Raw genomic sequence first — 18113 nt, 5'->3', positions numbered from 1 at the left:
CATACAAATCTATCGATAATGATTAAATTTAGTAAATCAATTGTAAATAATTAATTATGAAAAAGATATTATTATTGGGCGGTGCGCTTTTATTTGGCGGAATAATGAGCGCCCAGTCGAAAACGACAGAGACCACATCAAAGTCGGTCACGGTCAAGAAAGACGCCAAAGATGTAGTCGCGCCTGAGCCTGCAAAAGCAGATGGAAAATCTACTACAACAGTAACAAAAGAAGTCAAAACAACGACTGTAAAAGATGGCGAAACTTATAAAGGGAAAACTGTCTTTAAGGACACCAAGGGTAAAAGATATTATCTTAACTCCAATGGCAATAAGACATACATTGACGAATAGTATAAAAAAACCACTGAATTTCAGTGGTTTTTATTTTTAAATGATGACATAATTTGTTTTTGGATCTCTTTTCATTGTTGAAAGAATTCGCCAATTACTAAATCCGATTTTGTCGAAGTGCGGCATGTCCTTAAACGACGCCCAGTTGCCACCCCAGCTCCATCCGTGTTTCGCGAATATTTTTACACATTCGTCCCAGTCGGAGACTTTGTCGCCGTCCCAGTCTTTTTTGGTATCCCAGCTCGCGGTTTTTCCATCTATAATCAAAACGATATCAACAGCGAAGCCGTAATTGTGAACGGATTGTCCGCCTTTGGCATTGGTCACTTTCGGGCGCTGTGCATAAAGTGCGTCTTGTTCGGCGAATGTTCGCAGGCCTTGGGCGATACGCATTTGTGAGCGTCCTTTTAATGCTGCATTGCATTCGTTTACAATAGTTGTAACTTCATCGCGCACTGAAGGGTGTAGTTTCTGAATCCTGTCTTGTGATGCTTTATCCATAAATTATAATTGGTTGGTTAGTGGCTAATTTAAAGCAAAAATTTGATTTATAAGAATATTTTAATAATTAAATCGCTAATTATGAATAAGTTAATAGAAAGTAACACACATAGATAATGAATTGGAAAATGACAGCAGTTTGCAGAAACAAAAAAACCACTGAAATCAGTGGCTTTCTGTGAACGCAGAAGGATTCGAACCTTCGACCGTCCCGATTAAAAATCGGGATGCTCTATCCGGCACTATCAATCAATTTTTGTATTCGTAAACTACTTTTCCACTTTTTAACTTCTAACTCCCTCCGATAGGCAAGTGATTTTGATTCATATGGTTCGGAATAAACTATAGCCCAATCTTTTGATTTGGAAGTAAAGCCCTTGTGGTCAGAAAGATGTTTTCGTAATCGCTCTGACAATGAGTGTGAAGTATGGCCTATATAAAATTTGTCAAGTTCAGCAGAAAAGAGTATATAGAAATGGCACATAAATCAAAACAAAAAAACCACTGAAATCAGTGGCTTTCTGTGAACGCAGAAGGATTCGAACCTTCGACCGCCTGCTTAGAAGGCAGGTGCTCTATCCAGCTGAGCTATGCGTCCGTTCCTTTATTTGTCGGGGTGGCAGGATTCGAACCTGCGACCTCCTGCCCAAACCAGGCGCGATAACCGGGCTACGCTACACCCCGAAAAAAACAGCGGAGAGACAGGGACTCGAACCCTGGCGACGTTTGCACGTCGACAGATTAGCAATCTGCTCCGTTACCACTCCGGCACCTCTCCTGTTTTTTCAATTGCTTCGATAGCTTCAAAGCGGTTGCAAATGTAAAGGTTCATTCTATATTTCACAAGTAAAAATTATGTTTTTTTGGAAGTTTTTTTACAGTTTGTTTTAAAATCCTTAACAATCAAATGCATAGCAGGTTAATTTCTTAAAATATTTTCCGAATCTCATTTAACAAAACATGTTACATTAGAAAATCTGACAATATAATATTCTTAAAAAACATATTTTTATTTTACAGAAATTGATTAAATTCGCAACTGATTTAAACAATTATTATTATATCCTGAAATAACAGGTCACAACCTAACAATATCCTACACAATGAGCAAAAAAGTAGTAATCGTATCAGCAGCAAGAACACCAATTGGAAGCTTTATGGGCGCTTTATCAACTGTAACCGCTCCGAAATTGGGAGCTGCAGCCATTAAAGGTGCTTTAGATAAAATCAATCTTGATCCAAAACTCGTTGACGAAGTTTATATGGGCAATGTCGTTCAGGCTGGTGTTGGTCAGGCACCTGCACGACAAGCAGCATTATTCGCAGGTTTGCCGGATACCGTAATTGCAACGACTGTGAATAAAGTTTGCGCTTCCGGAATGAAAGCAGTGATGATGGGCGCACAGGCAATCATGGCTGGCGATGCAGAAATTATCGTAGCCGGCGGAATGGAAAATATGAGCCTGATTCCTCATTACATGCACTTAAGAAATGGTTATAAATTCGGACCAGCTTCAATGGTTGACGGCATGCAGAAAGACGGGCTTACCGATGCTTACGACAATAATGCAATGGGGGTTTGTGCCGATTTATGTGCTTCTGAATATAAAATTTCAAGAGAAGAGCAGGATAATTTTGCGATTCAGTCTTACGAGCGTTCCGCGAAAGCGTGGGAAGCAGGGAAATTTGACAATGAAGTCGTTCCGGTTGCAGTTCCGCAAAGAAAAGGTGATCCGATTATGGTGACCAAAGACGAGGAATACACGAATGTAAAATTGGATAAAATCCCAACTTTAGCTGCGGTTTTCACCAAAGAAGGAACGGTAACTGCTGCCAATGCTTCAACAATCAACGATGGCGCTGGTGCAGTAATTTTGATGAGCGAAGAAAAAGCGCAGTCTCTGGGATTAAAACCGTTAGCTTATATCAAAGGTTATGCAGATGCAGCACAGGAACCAAAATGGTTTACAACTTCACCTGCGAAAGCTTTACCAAAAGCGTTGGACAAAGCAGGAATTTCAATTGCTGATGTTGATTTCTTTGAATTTAACGAAGCTTTTTCTGTTGTTGGATTAGCAAATGCAAAAATCCTCGGATTAGACAATGACAAAGTAAATGTAAACGGCGGCGCGGTTTCTTTAGGCCATCCGCTGGGATGTTCCGGCGTTCGTATCATCATCACGCTTATCAATGTTTTAGAGCAGAATAATGCCAAAATCGGGGCAGCAGCCATCTGTAATGGCGGCGGTGGTGCCTCTGCAATCGTCATCGAAAAAGCTTAAAAAAATATTCCAATATGATGAATTTTAAATTATGGGTTGTAACTTTAACCCGTAATTTAAAATTCAAAATGATCCTGAATGTACGGAATCTGTAATTTAGCCATTATTCCTTTAAGATTTGAAGCCAGCGACAGGAGCGAAATTGTATCCCAGGTCTTATTCGGTGAGCATTTCCAGGTGATTGAACAGTCGAAACAATGGTCAAAAATCAAGCTTCAGTACGACAATTACGAAGGTTGGATAGATTCTAAGCAATACCAATCTATTTCTGAATCAGAATATAAATTACTTTCTGAAGACGCCATCATTCTAAATGCTGACCTCATTGAATACATTACAGGCGCGAATAATATGCTGATGCCTGTTCCGCTTGGTGCCTCACTTTCGTTTTTAAACCATGCTGAAATCAATACAGGGAATTTTGAATTTGAAGGCATGAAAGTAAGCGGTATCAAACCGAAATCAAATCTCATAGAAACCTCTTTCCTCTACCAGAATGCCCCATATTTGTGGGGTGGGAAAACCCCATTCGGAATCGACTGCTCCGGATTTACACAAATGGTCTACAAACTCAACGGCTATCATTTATTGAGAGATGCTTCACAGCAGGCAACACAGGGTGATGCACTGAGTTTTATCGAAGAAAGCGAGCCTGGTGATTTGGCGTTTTTTGACAACGAAGAAGGCAATATCATCCATGTTGGCATCATTATGGAAGACAATTATATCATTCACGCCAGTGGAAAAGTGCGCATTGACAGGCTCGATCACTTGGGAATTTACAATGCCGAGACGAATCGGCATACACACAAACTCAGGGTCATTAAAAAGATTATATAAAAAAATCCCGAACGTTAAGCTTCGGGATTTTTTATTTATTATTTACCTTGTTTGGCTTTAAGTGCGTCTACCTTTTCTTTTAAAGGCTTGGCTTTGTCGGTCATTTCGAGTGCCTTGTAAACATTTAAAAGCGTTGATGCCGCTTCGAAATTATCTGCATTCAGCTCAACGGCTTTTTCCAGATATGGAATGGCACTTTTGAAAACATTTAAACGTTGCGTTTTCAGCACCTCGTATTTTTTGTTCTCTGCAGCTGAAGTACCAAGCGCGTTCATTTGGTTAATCAATCCTTCTTCAGGATCCAATTTAAGGATAGCCAGGTTCAGGTAGGCGTTACCATAATTCGGGTCAAGTTCAATTGCCTTAAGGTAATATTTCTCAGCCTCAGCCATTTCTTTATTTTGGTATGCCAACACACCAAGGTTAAATACCAATTCTGCATTATTAGGATTTTGTGCAAGAATTTCATTAATCAAAGACTTATAAGTAGTCAAATCTTTTTCCTGCAAATATAAATTGGCTTCAGTAATCATCAGCGAAGTATCCTGTGGATTGTTAGTTCTCGCTTCTTTGATGGCAGCTTTAGCTTCGGCATTTTTACCTTTCTGCACCAAAATCAACGCGATGTTTTTGTAGATTTCACCACGTCTTGATGGAATTTTTTCATCTCTTGGGCTTTTATGCGAACCCAACTTTACAAATCTGTCGCGATCAGCTTTGTTATTGAAAAATTCTTCAACGCCGTTGGCAACATTAACCGCATAATAAGCTGTGCCTTCGCCTGAATAATTGATTTTTTTCAGTTCATCGTAGTAAGATAAAGCCGTATCGTAATCCTCTCCATTTACGGCATAACTCGCAGCATAATACAAATTTTCTCCGTCTTTTTTATCGAGAAGATACATGCTGTACAACACCAACGCGGCATCTTTGTAGCGTTTTGCCTGGTCATTTCCCAGAGACATTGCGTAATTCAAAAGCATTGGCTTGAATGACGGATAATCTTCCTGGATTTCTTTCGTATAAACTACTTTACCACTTTTTTTCTCAAATTCAACAAGTTCGTCAGTCGCAACTGCCAATTCATTGATTACTTTCGGAGTAAAATAACTTAATGCAGCTGCAGGATTTTGTTGATTTTCAGGTTTTGCAAGCGCTACAGTCATTTCAAGAAAAGGAATATTTGCCTTAAAATACTTGAAATAAACCTTGTCCGATTCTGTAGAAGAAGCTATTAAAGGTTCAGCCTTGGCAACCGCATCTTTATATTCAGTGACGTCTTTTGCAGTAGGCTCGTCTTTATCGTAGATTTTCTTCAACGTTTTCATCTCGTCTTTCTGGGCAAAACTAGCTACAGAGATGAGCATTGCTGCAGCAAATGCAATATGTTTCATTTTCATATAATTGTTTTTAAAAATTGATTATTCTTCGTTATCGGTATCCGCATCATCTGAAATCGGTTCAGCAGCATCATCGCTTACTTCAGAAGTAGCATCAGAAGTTTCCAACGGACGCCCTTCAGAAACAGCTTCTTCAACTGCGCCTTCCAAAGCCTCTTCTTCATCTTCTTTCATTACTTTGGTAACGGCAGCAATGGAGTCGTTTCCTTTGATGTTGATCAGCTTTACACCTTGCGTGGCACGACCCATTACACGTAAGTCTTCAACGGCCATCCTGATTGTCAATCCGAATTTGTTGATGATCATCAGATCATCCGCATCAGTTACATTGTTGATTGACACTAATTTACCAGTTTTTTCCGTGATATTCAAAGTTTTAACACCTTTTCCGCCACGATTCGTCACGCGGTATTCGTCAAGGCTTGAACGTTTTCCGTAACCGTTTTCGGCCACAACCAGAATTTCGCTGTTCATATCATTAACAGCAACCATGCCAATTACTTCGTCTTTGTCGTCCTGAAGCGTGATGCCGCGTACACCGGAAGCCGTTCTTCCCATCGGACGCGTTTTGCTTTCCTCGAAACGAACCAATTTTCCTGATCTTACAGCGACCAGAATCTGGCTTTCACCGTTGGTCAGTTTTGCTTCTAATAATTCATCGTCTTCGCGGATGGTGATTGCCGCAACGCCGTTGACACGTGGACGTGAATATTGCTCCAGCGAAGTTTTCTTCACCTGGCCTTGTTTTGTTACCATAATAAGGTAATGGCTGTTGATGTACTCCTGCTCTTTTAAATCCTGCGTACAGATGAACGCTTTTACTTTATCGTCACTTTCGATGTTGATTAAATTCTGAATCGCACGTCCTTTTGAGGTTTTGCTGCCTTCCGGAATTTCGTAAACGCGCATCCAGAAACATTTTCCTTTTGAGTGAAGAACATCATGTATTGGTGGTTTGTCGCCACATACATGTGCTCTAAGAAATCGGCGTCACGTGTCCCGGCACTCTTCTGCCCTACGCCACCGCGGTTCTGGGTTTTGTATTCTGAAAGCGGCGTACGCTTGATATAACCGGCGTGCGAAATGGTAATTACCACATTTTCATCGGCAATCAAATCTTCGATGCTCACGTCTCCACCTGAATATTCGATGGTTGAACGACGCGCATCGCCGTATTTATCGCGGATTTCACGTAATTCTTCTTTGATCAGTTCCATTCTGAGTTCTTTACTTGCCAATAATGCACGTAAATGCTCTATCAATTTCATGATTTCTTCGTATTCTGCTCTTAATTTGTCCTGTTCAAGACCTGTAAGCTGACGCAGACGCATCTCGACAATTGCTTTCGACTGAATGTCGGACAATTTGAAACGCTCCATCAATCTTTCGCGTGCCTGATCGGTATTGGCAGAAGCACGGATGATAGCGATTACTTCATCAATATTGTCAGAAGCGATAATCAATCCTTCTAAGATGTGCGCTCTTTCTTCCGCTTTGCGCAAATCGTAAGTCGTACGACGCACCACCACATCATGACGGTGTTCAACGAAATAATGGATCAGATCTTTAAGGTTCAGCATTTGCGGACGGCCTTTTACGAGTGCGATGTTGTTCACACTGAAAGATGACTGCAATTGCGTGAATTTATACAAGGTATTGAGCACCACATTCGGCACCGCATCACGTTTCAGGATGTAAACGATACGCATACCGTTCCTGTCCGATTCGTCGCGGATGTTGGCAATGCCTTCGATTTTTTTGTCATTGACCAAATCAGCCGTTTTCTTGATCATATCAGCTTTGTTGACCTGATACGGAATTTCAGAAACGATGATTGATTCGCGTCCGTCAACTTCTTCAAAAGCGACTTTGGCACGCATTACGATACGGCCACGACCGGTTTTAAATGCTTCACGAACGCCTTCATAACCATAAATCACACCGCCTGTAGGGAAATCGGGTGCTTTGATGTAGTTCATTAATTCGTCGATTTCTATATCTTCATTGTCTATGTAGGCTAAAGTTCCGTCAACAACTTCGGTTAAGTTGTGCGGCGGCATATTCGTTGCCATACCTACTGCAATTCCGGAAGCACCGTTAATCAATAGATTCGGCACTTTCGTAGGCATTACTTTCGGCTCATATAAAGTATCATCAAAGTTCAATTGAAAATCAACGGTTTCTTTGTCGATATCGGCCATGATTTCTTCCGAAATCTTCTTCATTCTGGCCTCGGTATAACGCATTGCTGCCGGACTATCGCCATCGACAGAACCGAAGTTACCTTGTCCGTCGACCAATAAATAACGTAAACTCCATTCCTGCGCCATACGCACCATCGCGTCATAAACCGAAGTATCGCCGTGCGGGTGGTATTTACCCAAAACCTCACCGACGATTCTCGCTGATTTCTTGTGCGCCCTGTTGGAAAGGACTCCTAATTCATACATTCCGTAAAGCACCCGGCGGTGTACTGGCTTTAAGCCATCCCTGACATCCGGAAGCGCTCTGAGAGACAATTACCGACATCGAATAATCGATGTAAGCTGATTTCATTTCGTCTTCGATGTTTATAGGAATTAACTTTTCTCCGTCAGACATATTATAGTTATTTTAAAAAAATTATTTTGGTTAAAAAATCTTGCTAATATAACCCTTTCGGGCTATTTTTCGTATATATATTTGGAGAAATTTCCCTGATTTATTAACAAAAGACGCGTACTTTTCGGTTAATAAATTATTTCTGATTTAACTTTCGGGAATTGATATTTTTTGTCACTTAGCTGTCAGTACATATGTCAGGGTACGGTTTTTGCTTTTCCACAATAAATTCATTAAATTTACATTACAATATCTATTAATATGGATGATAATTTTTCACCTAGAGTCAAGGATGTAATCACGTACAGCAAAGAAGAGGCGCTTCGTTTAGGCCACGACTTTATTGGGACGGAACATCTTATGCTCGGCATTTTACGGGATGGTAATGGAAAAGCTATCAATATACTTAACAATCTGTCTGTAGATCTCGAACATCTTCGCAGAAAAGTTGAAATTCTTAGCCCTGCCAATCCGACTGTTGAAATCAGCAATGATAAGAAAAACTTACACCTTACACGCCAGGCAGAACGCGCATTAAAAACCACTTTTCTGGAAGCAAAAGTCTTCCAGAGCACCTCGATAAGCACCGCGCACCTTTTATTGTGTATATTGAGAAACGAAAATGATCCTACCACCAAGCTGTTGAATAAACTTAAAATCGATTACGATACAGCTAAAGAACAATATTTAAACATGACGCCAAACGAAGAAGAATTTTTGGAAAATTTACCGAAAAACGAATCTTACAACGAAGATTCAGGACAAGATGACAGTCTTAAAGGAGATAATTTTAATAATCCCGCCAATAAGTCCAATAAAAAATCTAAAACGCCTGTTTTAGACAACTTTGGACGCGATTTGACCGAAATGGCCGAAGAAGGGAAATTAGACCCTGTCGTAGGACGTGAGAAAGAAATCGAACGCGTTTCACAAATTTTAAGTCGAAGAAAGAAAAACAATCCGCTTTTAATTGGAGAGCCGGGCGTTGGTAAATCAGCGATTGCAGAAGGGTTGGCACTAAGAATCATTCAGAAAAAGTATCCCGGATTCTTTTCAACAAACGCGTTGTGACGCTTGATTTGGCGAGTTTAGTAGCCGGAACAAAATACCGCGGACAGTTTGAGGAAAGAATGAAAGCGGTAATGAATGAGCTCGAGAAAAACGACGACATCATCCTTTTTATTGACGAAATCCATACAATCGTTGGTGCCGGCGGCGCGACAGGTTCACTGGATGCATCAAATATGTTCAAACCCGCATTAGCAAGAGGCGAAATCCAATGTATTGGTGCTACTACACTTGACGAATACCGCCAGTATATTGAAAAAGATGGCGCTTTGGAACGTCGTTTCCAGAAAGTGATTGTCGAGCCGACTTCTGTTGAGGAAACGATTACAATCCTGAACAACATCAAAAATAAATACGAAGACCACCATAACGTTACTTACACTCAGGAAGCGATTGAAGCTTGCGTGAAGTTGACGAACCGCTACATGTCGGAACGTTTTCTTCCGGACAAAGCGATTGATGCTTTAGATGAAGCCGGATCACGTGTTCACATTACAAACATTGATGTCCCGAAACAAATTCTGGATTTGGAACGTCAGTTAGAAGAAGTACGCGAACTCAAAAACACTGTCGTTAAAAACAGAAATACGAAGAAGCAGCGAAATTACGCGACGATGAAAAACGTATCGAAAAAGATCTTGCAATCGCTCAGGAACAATGGGAAGAAGATTCTAAATCAAACCGCATTTTAGTAACAGAAGATAACGTTGCGGATGTCGTTTCGATGATGACCGGAATTCCGGTAAATCGTATCGCACAGACCGAAAGTAATAAATTAGCTAAATTACCGGAACTAATTAAGGATAAGGTAATTGGACAAAACGATGCAGTGTTAAAAATTGCACGTTCCATCCAAAGAAACCGCGCCGGATTGAAAGACCCGAACCGCCCGATTGGTTCATTTATTTTCCTCGGACAGACTGGAGTTGGTAAAACGCAATTAGCAAAAGTATTGGCGAAAGAATTGTTCGATTCTGAAGATGCTTTGGTTCGCATCGACATGAGCGAATACATGGAAAAATTCGCCATTTCAAGATTGGTCGGCGCGCCTCCGGGATACGTCGGTTATGAGGAAGGCGGACAGCTGACAGAAAAAGTAAGAAGAAAGCCATATGCAGTTGTACTTTTAGATGAGATTGAAAAAGCGCATCCGGATGTCTTCAATATGATGTTGCAGGTTCTCGACGATGGTTATTTGACTGATAGTTTAGGCCGTAAAATCGACTTTAAAAATACGATTATCATCATGACTTCCAACATTGGGGCTCGCCAGTTGAAGGATTTTGGCCAAGGTGTCGGATTTGGAACCGCCGCGAAAATTTCACAAGCAGATGAAAATTCAAAAGCTATCATTGAAAATGCTTTGAAAAAATCATTCGCACCTGAATTCCTGAACAGGATTGACGACGTTATTGTTTTCAATGCTTTGGAAAAACACGATATCGACCTGATTATTGAAATCGAATTGAAGAAATTGTACGCAAGAATCGCCGATTTGGGCTACAGATTGAATCTTTCTGATAAAGCAAAAGCATTTATCGCAGAGAAAGGTTTCGACAAGCAATTCGGCGCAAGACCTTTAAAACGTGCTATTCAAAAGTATGTTGAAGATGCTTTGGCAGAAGAAATAATTACTTCTAAAATTGGCGCCGGCGACGAAATCTACATGGATATCGAAGACGACGCACAGGAATTAAACGTGAAAGTTCAGAAAGCCGAAGAGCCTACGAATTAAGTTTTAAATTCAAAATATTCTCAATCAACCCGTAACATTAACCCAGTGTTACGGGTTTGTTTTTTTTAGGAAAATCTTAGTTTTATTTACAAGCAAATATTCTACATTTGGTATCCAATCAATCAAAATTCAAAAAATGTTACAGGAAAAAGTTATCGTCGGCAGTGAAGAATGGTGTTCCTTCCCTATTTTGGGAATACCGACGATTAAGGCGCGCGTTGATTCGGGTGCCAAGACTTCTGCACTACACGCCATCAATATTGCGCCTTTTATTAAAAATGAAGAGAATTGGGTCAAATTCGACATCAATCCGATTCAGAATAACGTCAAAACCATCATTCATTGCGAAGCAAAATTAGTAGGAAAAAGAATCGTAAAAAGCTCCAGCGGTTTTCGCGAACAACGCTATGTCATTGGTGCCGAACTCGAAATTGGCGGACAACACTGGTCTGTTGAAATTACGCTGACCAACCGTGACTCGATGGGTTTTCGCATGCTTTTAGGCCGCGAAGCCATGAAAGGCCGTTGTTTGGTTGATCCTGAAGAAAAATATCTTTTGGGCAACCCTCTGCAGAATACCTGAAAGAGTTATACAAAACCTCATTTACAGAAAAAAAAGGATTACGCATTGGTGTTTTGGCCAGCAATCCCGAACTATACAGCAACAAACGCATCATGGAAGCCGGTGAAATGCGCGGTCATGAAATGCATTTCCTCAACATCAAGGAATGTTATATGAAACTCGATGCGACGGCGCCTGAAATTCATTATCGCGGCGGAAGAACTCTGAACGATTTCGATGCTATTATTCCGAGAATTCGTCCAAGCATTACTTTTTATGGTTGCGCTTTGACACGACAATTTGAGGCTTTGAAAGTTTTTTGTTTGAATTCTTCGTCAGCAATTACGCAATCTCGAGACAAATTATATTCATTGCAATTACTTCTTAATCATGGTGTTGACATCCCGACAACCGGATTCGCCAATTCGCCTTTGGATACAAATGATTTGATTAAAATGGTCGGCGGACCGCCATTAATCGTGAAATTACTCGAAGGAACGCAAGGAAAAGGCGTGGTTTTGGCAGAAACCAAAAAAGCAGCCGAATCAGTAATCAATGCTTTTAAAAGCTTAAATGCCAATATTTTAGTACAGGAATTCATCAAAGAAGCCAATGGAAAAGACATTCGCTGTTTTGTGATCGATGGAAAAGTAGTGGCCGCCATACAGCGTGAAGCGTTGCCTGGAGAATTCCGCGCCAATATTCACCTTGGCGGAACGGCGTCAATTGTAAAAGTAACTGCCGAAGAAAAAAGAATCGCAATAAAAGCCGCAAAAGCAATGGATTTGAAAGTCGCCGGCGTTGACATCATTCGCTCTTCAAAAGTGCCGTTATTGCTTGAAGTCAATTCCTCTCCGGGATTAGAAGGAATTGAAGGCGCAACCAATAAGGATATTGCCGGAGAAATGATTCTCGCCATTGAGAAAAATTTCAGGCACAAACATTGAAAACCTAACCCATTATGAAATATAAACACTTACTCGTTTTGTTCCTGATCGCGTTTTTGGCAGACATTTTCGGGGCGTTTTTTAAGATTATTCACTTAGAATTTGCTAATTCATTTCTGTTAATTACAACTTCCATACAAGCAATAGCTATTTTATTATTGATTGTGAAATTGATAAGTGACGAGAAAACTGACTTTCTTAACCGTTAATGAATCCGTATTTAGATATTATTCTTCGCAGCACTGCCGTATACCTTTTTATGGTTGTTGCTTTACGTGTTTTCGGGAAGAAAGAACTTTCGCAACTCAACACCGCCGATGTCATCCTGATATTACTCATCAGTAATTCTGTTCAGAATGCAATGGTCGGGAGTGATACAAGTTTATCAGGTGGATTGGCGGCGGCGGCAGTGCTTTTTATATTGAATTTTATAGTTAAAAAACTCATTTTCAAATACAAGTTCTTCAGTAATTTATTCGAAGAAAAAGCACAAATTTTGTTCCATGACGGGAAAGCTGATTTTAAGAAATTAGCAAGCGAAAATATAACTCACGATGAATTAATGGAAGCTGTTCATGAACACGGCATCGAAAACATCAAAGATGTAAAGCTTGCGATTTTAGAAATGGACGGCAACATCAGCATCATTTCAGGCGATAAAAACCTGAAGCAAACGCATTACAAACGCCGCAAGAACAGAAGAAGCTTAATGCGGATGAATTAACGAATGTAAAATCTTCAAATCTACAATCTGAAATCTAAAATAAAAAGAGAGGCACTTAGCGAATCAAGGCCTCTCTTATTGTAAATTCTGGATTTATTTCCGGCAGTTAACGTTGACAGTACTTTGCGGTTTATTTGGATTTTCAATCGAAATTCATCATAAATCTGAACTACAAAATGAAATTACCATTTTTCTGCCGATATAAAAAACCTTGCGTTTAACTTTATGGTTTCTTTAACGCGTTAACAGCGAAAGGATTACAACGCGGAAAAATTTAATAGCAATGGCAATATCAAATTTCAATTTTGTGCAACAAACTTAATTTGATTTTTGATATTGATATTGATTTGAAATTGAAATTACACCTTCGGTTCCTGTTGGCTCAGGCAATGAAAGCTTCCCAATCCCCAAATCAAATCAGTCGAATCGATCCCGATTACTTTTCTGCTTTTAAAAGTGTCCTGCAATATATCAAGTGCTTTTACATCATTTTTATCATCGCGGAAAGTCGGAACAATAACGCTTTCATTCGAAATATAGAAGTTTGCATAGGAAGCCGGCAATCTTTGGTCTTCGTAAATCACCGCTTTTGGCATTGGCAATTCGATGATGTTCAGTTGCTTCTCATCCTGTAATCGCATTTTTTTGAGCGAATGCAGATTTTCCTGAAGCAATTTGTAATTGTCATCAGATTTGTTTTCTTCAACAACCGTGACAACCGTATTTTCATTGACAAAACGTGTAATATCGTCGATGTGGCCATCAGTGTCGTCTCCGACAATTCCGTCGCCAAGCCATAAAATATGATTGGCGCCGTAATAATCACAAAGATATTGCTCGATTTCCTTTTGAGACAAATGCGGATTTCTGTTTTTATTGAGAAGACAGGCCGTCGTGGTCAGGATTGTACCTTTTCCGTTGAATTCAACACTTCCGCCTTCCATCACTATTTCGGGATAAAAAACCGGCAGACCCAGCTTTTCGCCAATCATTGTCGGAATATTATCATCCAAATCATAAGGAGGATATTTATCGCCCCAGGCATTGTAACCCCAATCGACGATTGCTTTTTTCCCGGTTTCGCGGTTGACCAAAAATGCCTGTCCGTGATCGCGGCACCAGGCGTCATTTGTCGGATGAAGATAAAAATGGATATTCTGCAATAACAAATCAAGATTAGATTTTTGCCCGAAAGCAGAATTCGCGATTGCCGAAACCGCAAATTGTTGCATATTTTCATCCGAAACATTAATGTTCACTTTCTGATGCGCCGCAACCTGTAAAATGAATTCTGAATACGAATCGTAAATCAAATGCAGTTTTCCCGGCCATGACGCTTCTTTGTGAGGCCACGATAACCACATCGCTTCCTGCGGTTCAAATTCCGCGGGAAAATGAAATCCGAGTTCTTTTGGAGTCAACTTGTCGGAAAGTTCGGAAGTCGGAAAGTTGGAAAGTTTTGAAGTCATAATTTAGTCAAGTGATTTCTTTAGTGCATTAATCATTACAAGTATCTCTTCGCATTGAATATAGATTGTTTTGAAGTCGTCTTCATTTATTATATTTCTCTTTCTTGCTAAATGTATACAAGCCACGACTTCAATATTAGAGCGCAGTGCAATTGAAAGAAATCTTTTGAACTCAGGATTAGTTTGTCCGGTTGAGCCTTCAGCGATATTTAAAGAAATTGAGTCTGTAGCTCTTTTTATCTGTGATGTAAGTACATAAAGTTCTTCTTTTGGAAAATTCTTTGATATTCTGTTAACCTCAACAGATAATTCCACAGCTTTTTGCCAGACGATTAATTTTTCAAACTTAAATGGCATATAAATGAATTTGGTACATTTTCTGACTTCCTGACTTTCAGACTTCTTGACTATGCTCAATCTTCATCAATGAATCGTTTAGTTATCGGTTGGTAACTATCTATCCTTCTGTCCCTTAAAAATGGCCAATGCATTCTAAAATGATTGGAATCCTTGAGATTTAAATCTACTACTGTTGTTTCTTCATTGTCATGCGAACCGAGATATAAAAGTTTTCCCTGGCCATTTGCTACGAAACTTCCGCCCCAGAATTTCATCGCGCCATCCTGTTCAAAACCCACACGATTAACGCTTACTACAGGAATGCCATTTGCAACTGCGTGCGAACGCTGTATGATTTGCCATGATTCGTATTGGTCTTTATTGGTCTCTTCATCCTGAGAAGTCGCCCAGCCGATTGCCGTCGGGTAGAACATGATCTCTGCGCCCATCAAAGCGGTAATCCTGCTGGCTTCCGGATACCATTGGCCCAGCAAATCAGGATTCCGATTCTGGCGAATTTGGTATCGAAAACTTTATAGCCTAAATCGCCCGGCGTAAAGTAGAATTTTTCATAAAACGCCGGATCGTCAGGAATGTGCATTTTGCGGTATTTTCCGAGGTATTTCCCGTCAGCGTCAATGACTGCGGTAGTATTATGGTAAAGGCCTTCTGCCCTTTTTTCGAACAGTGAAGCAATAATTACAACACCCAATTCGGCAGCGATTTCAGAAAGTGCGGCGGTAGATTTCCCCGGAATCGGTTCTGCGAGTTCAAAATTATCGTAATCTTCAACGTCACAGAAGTAAAGCGACGTGAACAATTCCTGAAGACAGACAATTTGCGCGCCGTCTTTGGCAGCAACCCTGATTTCGCGGATGGCTTTGTCAAGATTCGCCTGTTTATCGGCAACGCAGGACATTTGCACCAATCCAATTTTTACGTTTGACATGGTTTTTTGTATGAAATTAAGGCTGCAAATTTACGGAAAAAAGTTCAGAAGATAAGACGCTAAATACAACTCTAAGACACAAAGACGCTAAGGCGCAAAGAAAAAAAACTTAAAAACTTAGCGGCTTTGCGTCTTTGTGCCTTTGCGGTAAGTCATTTCAGACTTAAATAAGCTTTACCTAAATATTTTAAGATATCAGAGGCAATAAACGATTCAGTTCCGGTTTCTGGTAAAGCGATGTCGGCTGAAAGTCCGTGCAAGTATACCGCTAATGTTGCGGCGGCGATTGGTTCGTAGGATTGTGCCAGCAAACCTGTAATAATTCCCGTTAAGACGTCGCCGCTTCCCGCGGTTGCTAATGCTGCGTTTCCGGTGGTGTTTTCATAAATATTTTCGCCGTCGGTGATAAAGGTTGGCGCGTCTTTCATGACGATGATTATTTTATGTTTTGTGGCGAATGCGTTGGCTTTTTCAAATTTTTCGATTTCGGATGCTGATTTTCCTATTAGTCTTTCGAGTTCTTTGGGATGTGGTGTCAGGATGGTTTTGGGTTGCAAAAGTGATAACCATTCTTTATTTTCCGATAAGATATTGAGCGCGTCGGCGTCGATGACTAAAGGTGTTTTGTTGCTTTTCAGGAATTTATGGAGTGCTTTTGCCGTTGAGCGCTTCTGCCCTATCCCCGGACTGATTCCGATGGCCTGCGTAATGATATTGAATTTGATTTTTGATATTTCATTTTGATTTTTGTCTGTAATCGCCATGACTTCAGGGATTGCGGTCTGGATGATTTCGTAGCCGCATTTGGGAAGGAAGGCGGTTACGAGTCCGCAACCGGATTGCAGGGCGGCTTTTGATGAAAGGCAGACGGCGCCGATTTTCCCATAGCTTCCGCCGATTAATAAAGCTTGGCCATGCGTGCCTTTGTGTGCGTTGGCGGCTGCGGGTTTGTAGATTTTCTGGATTTTGGCTTTGGTGATTTTGACTGGTTTTTTCATAGGTTTTGTTTGTTCAAAAGACCTAACAGGTTTTCAAAACCTGTTAGGTCTGGTATAAAATTAATAAGAATATAATTTCTTTCGAAAATCCGAATGCTATTAATTTCACAAATGCCCTAGCCCGGATGGAAACGGCTATCCTTTTGCCGCCTTCTTTAGGCGGGAAAAGATAGTAGTGGACAGCCGGAATAGCTTCAAAAAAAACTTCAAAAACAGCAAAAAAAATAATACATTAGCGGGATTAAAACCCGTTAAAATTTTACGATGAAAAATACTGCGCTTACGCATGTCCACGAGAGTTTAGGAGCGAAAATGCTGCCGTTTGCCGGCTATAATATGCCGATTTTGTATGAAGGTGTGAATGCCGAACACGAAACCGTTCGCAATGGCGTGGGCGTTTTTGACGTGTCGCACATGGGCGAGTTTTTTCTTTCGGTCCGAATGCGCTGGCTTTGATACAGAAAGTGACGTCGAATGACGCTTCGGTTTTGACAGTCGGGCGCGCGCAATATTCGTGTTTGCCTAATAATGACGGCGGAATTGTTGACGATCTGATTGTTTATAAAATGGGTGAAGAAAAGTATTTGCTGGTTGTAAATGCTTCGAATATTGATAAGGATTGGGATTGGATTTCGGCGCATAATGATTTGGGTGTTGCTATGACAAATGCGTCTGAAGACTACTCTTTGTTGGCAATTCAAAGGCGAAAAGCTGTGGAAGCGATGCAATCATTAAGTTCAATCGACTTGTCGAAAATAGCTTACTATCATTTTGAAGTAGGCGATTTTGCCGGATTTGACGATGTGATTATTTCTGCAACTGGTTACACCGGCTCGGCGGATTTGAGATTTACTGCAAAAATGAACAGGTTGAAACCATTTGGAATAAAGTTTTTGAAGCTGGTGCAGACTTTGGAATAAAACCGATTGGATTAGCAGCGAGAGACACTTTGCGTTTGGAAATGGGCTTTTGTTTATACGGAAACGACATCAACGATACAACTTCTCCGCTTGAAGCAGGTTTGGGCTGGATCACGAAATTCACCAAAGATTTCACCAATTCTGAAAACCTGAAAAAGCAGAAAGAAGCCGGCGTTTCAAGAAAATTAGTTGGTTTTGAATTGACGGAAAGAGGCGTGCCGCGTCAGGATTATGAAATTGTTGATGCAGATGGCAAGGTTATTGGGATTGTGACTTCCGGAACCATGTCGCCTTCGATGAACAAAGGCATCGGATTGGGTTACGTAACTTCCGAAAACAGTGCTGTTGACAGCGAAATTTTTATCCGAATCCGTAAAAATGATGTTGCAGCGAAAGTGGTGAAGTTGCCATTTTATAAGAAATAA

10 protein-coding genes, 3 tRNA genes and 5 pseudogenes are annotated in these 18113 nt (G+C 40.5%); 7 read left to right on the top strand and 11 right to left on the bottom strand.

Annotated features, from left to right (window positions below):
• Positions 1-56 precede the first annotated feature (56 nt).
• Entirely contained in the window at positions 57-353 is a 297-nt protein-coding gene (locus ACSLFW_RS12535) for a hypothetical protein (RefSeq protein ID WP_436556021.1), read from the top strand.
• 36 nt (positions 354-389) lie between these two features.
• Here the strand turns inward: ACSLFW_RS12535 and ACSLFW_RS12530 are convergent, their stop codons facing one another.
• From ACSLFW_RS12530 to ACSLFW_RS12510, 5 genes are all read right to left on the bottom strand, one after another.
• Positions 390-854, bottom strand: a complete 465-nt coding sequence (locus ACSLFW_RS12530; protein WP_436556020.1) for a M15 family metallopeptidase — start codon at positions 852-854, stop codon at positions 390-392.
• A 232-nt stretch (positions 855-1086) separates the two neighbouring features.
• The gene (locus tag ACSLFW_RS12525; RefSeq protein ID WP_436556019.1) at positions 1087-1338 is read right to left on the bottom strand and encodes a GIY-YIG nuclease family protein; all 252 of its coding nucleotides are present in this window, start codon (positions 1336-1338) and stop codon (positions 1087-1089) included.
• A gap of 40 nt (positions 1339-1378) precedes the next feature.
• Positions 1379-1452 (bottom strand) — tRNA-Arg (locus tag ACSLFW_RS12520).
• A 13-nt stretch (positions 1453-1465) separates the two neighbouring features.
• Positions 1466-1538 (bottom strand) — tRNA-Gln (locus ACSLFW_RS12515).
• A gap of 10 nt (positions 1539-1548) precedes the next feature.
• A tRNA-Ser gene (locus tag ACSLFW_RS12510) sits at positions 1549-1632 on the bottom strand.
• Between the two features lie 325 nt (positions 1633-1957).
• Here ACSLFW_RS12510 and ACSLFW_RS12505 point away from each other — a divergent pair.
• Both ACSLFW_RS12505 and ACSLFW_RS12500 read left to right on the top strand, forming a co-directional pair.
• Positions 1958-3136 (top strand): acetyl-CoA C-acyltransferase, encoded by a 1179-nt coding sequence (locus ACSLFW_RS12505; RefSeq protein WP_436556018.1) that lies wholly within the window; start codon positions 1958-1960, stop codon positions 3134-3136.
• A 78-nt stretch (positions 3137-3214) separates the two neighbouring features.
• Positions 3215-3976 carry a C40 family peptidase gene (locus tag ACSLFW_RS12500; protein WP_436556017.1) on the top strand — a complete coding sequence of 254 codons (762 nt, stop codon included), beginning with the start codon at positions 3215-3217 and terminating at the stop codon, positions 3974-3976.
• 38 nt (positions 3977-4014) lie between these two features.
• Here the strand turns inward: ACSLFW_RS12500 and ACSLFW_RS12495 are convergent, their stop codons facing one another.
• Positions 4015-5376, bottom strand: coding sequence for a tetratricopeptide repeat protein (locus ACSLFW_RS12495; protein ID WP_436556016.1), 1362 nt, complete (start codon positions 5374-5376; stop codon positions 4015-4017).
• 21 nt (positions 5377-5397) lie between these two features.
• Positions 5398-7977: pseudogene (gene gyrA / locus ACSLFW_RS12490) on the bottom strand (DNA gyrase subunit A).
• A gap of 261 nt (positions 7978-8238) precedes the next feature.
• On the opposite strand from gyrA, the pseudogene ACSLFW_RS12485 reads away from it, so the two are divergent.
• From ACSLFW_RS12485 to ACSLFW_RS12475, 3 genes and pseudogenes are all read left to right on the top strand, one after another.
• Positions 8239-10780 (top strand): annotated as a pseudogene (locus ACSLFW_RS12485) (ATP-dependent Clp protease ATP-binding subunit).
• A gap of 136 nt (positions 10781-10916) precedes the next feature.
• Positions 10917-12289, top strand: a pseudogene (rimK, locus tag ACSLFW_RS12480) (30S ribosomal protein S6--L-glutamate ligase).
• Between the two features lie 208 nt (positions 12290-12497).
• Complete coding sequence (locus ACSLFW_RS12475; protein ID WP_436556015.1) at positions 12498-13013, top strand: DUF421 domain-containing protein; 516 nt, start codon at positions 12498-12500, stop codon at positions 13011-13013.
• Between the two features lie 359 nt (positions 13014-13372).
• Here the strand turns inward: ACSLFW_RS12475 and ACSLFW_RS12470 are convergent, their stop codons facing one another.
• The 4 genes and pseudogenes from ACSLFW_RS12470 to ACSLFW_RS12455 all read right to left on the bottom strand — a co-directional run bounded on the left by ACSLFW_RS12470 (position 13373) and on the right by ACSLFW_RS12455 (position 16768).
• Positions 13373-14482: an agmatine deiminase family protein gene (locus ACSLFW_RS12470; RefSeq protein WP_436556014.1), complete on the bottom strand. Its 1110-nt coding sequence runs from the start codon at positions 14480-14482 to the stop codon at positions 13373-13375.
• A 3-nt stretch (positions 14483-14485) separates the two neighbouring features.
• Entirely contained in the window at positions 14486-14839 is a 354-nt protein-coding gene (locus ACSLFW_RS12465) for a four helix bundle protein (RefSeq protein WP_436556013.1), read from the bottom strand.
• Between the two features lie 56 nt (positions 14840-14895).
• Positions 14896-15770, bottom strand: a pseudogene (locus ACSLFW_RS12460) (carbon-nitrogen hydrolase).
• A 152-nt stretch (positions 15771-15922) separates the two neighbouring features.
• A complete protein-coding gene (locus tag ACSLFW_RS12455; RefSeq protein WP_436556012.1) occupies positions 15923-16768 on the bottom strand; it encodes an NAD(P)H-hydrate dehydratase in 846 nt (281 codons plus the stop codon).
• 264 nt (positions 16769-17032) lie between these two features.
• Between ACSLFW_RS12455 and gcvT the strand changes: the two are divergent.
• Positions 17033-18113 (top strand): annotated as a pseudogene (gene gcvT, locus ACSLFW_RS12450) (glycine cleavage system aminomethyltransferase GcvT).

Origin of the sequence: Flavobacterium sp. 3HN19-14 (assembly GCF_051373205.1) — a bacterium.
GTDB lineage: Bacteria > Bacteroidota > Bacteroidia > Flavobacteriales > Flavobacteriaceae > Flavobacterium.
This window is presented reverse-complemented; position numbering and strand designations above follow the sequence as displayed.

What these genes read in the sequence shown, in the direction of transcription:
- ACSLFW_RS12535 (WP_436556021.1), top strand. Translation starts at nt 57, where the DNA reads ATGAAAAAGATATTATTATTGGGCGGTGCGCTTTTATTTGGCGGAATA.
- ACSLFW_RS12530 (WP_436556020.1), bottom strand. Translation starts at nt 854, where the DNA reads ATGGATAAAGCATCACAAGACAGGATTCAGAAACTACACCCTTCAGTG.
- ACSLFW_RS12525 (WP_436556019.1), bottom strand. Translation starts at nt 1,338, where the DNA reads ATGTGCCATTTCTATATACTCTTTTCTGCTGAACTTGACAAATTTTAT.
- ACSLFW_RS12505 (WP_436556018.1), top strand. Translation starts at nt 1,958, where the DNA reads ATGAGCAAAAAAGTAGTAATCGTATCAGCAGCAAGAACACCAATTGGA.
- ACSLFW_RS12500 (WP_436556017.1), top strand. Translation starts at nt 3,215, where the DNA reads ATGTACGGAATCTGTAATTTAGCCATTATTCCTTTAAGATTTGAAGCC.
- ACSLFW_RS12495 (WP_436556016.1), bottom strand. Translation starts at nt 5,376, where the DNA reads ATGAAAATGAAACATATTGCATTTGCTGCAGCAATGCTCATCTCTGTA.
- ACSLFW_RS12475 (WP_436556015.1), top strand. Translation starts at nt 12,498, where the DNA reads ATGAATCCGTATTTAGATATTATTCTTCGCAGCACTGCCGTATACCTT.
- ACSLFW_RS12470 (WP_436556014.1), bottom strand. Translation starts at nt 14,482, where the DNA reads ATGACTTCAAAACTTTCCAACTTTCCGACTTCCGAACTTTCCGACAAG.
- ACSLFW_RS12465 (WP_436556013.1), bottom strand. Translation starts at nt 14,839, where the DNA reads ATGCCATTTAAGTTTGAAAAATTAATCGTCTGGCAAAAAGCTGTGGAA.
- ACSLFW_RS12455 (WP_436556012.1), bottom strand. Translation starts at nt 16,768, where the DNA reads ATGAAAAAACCAGTCAAAATCACCAAAGCCAAAATCCAGAAAATCTAC.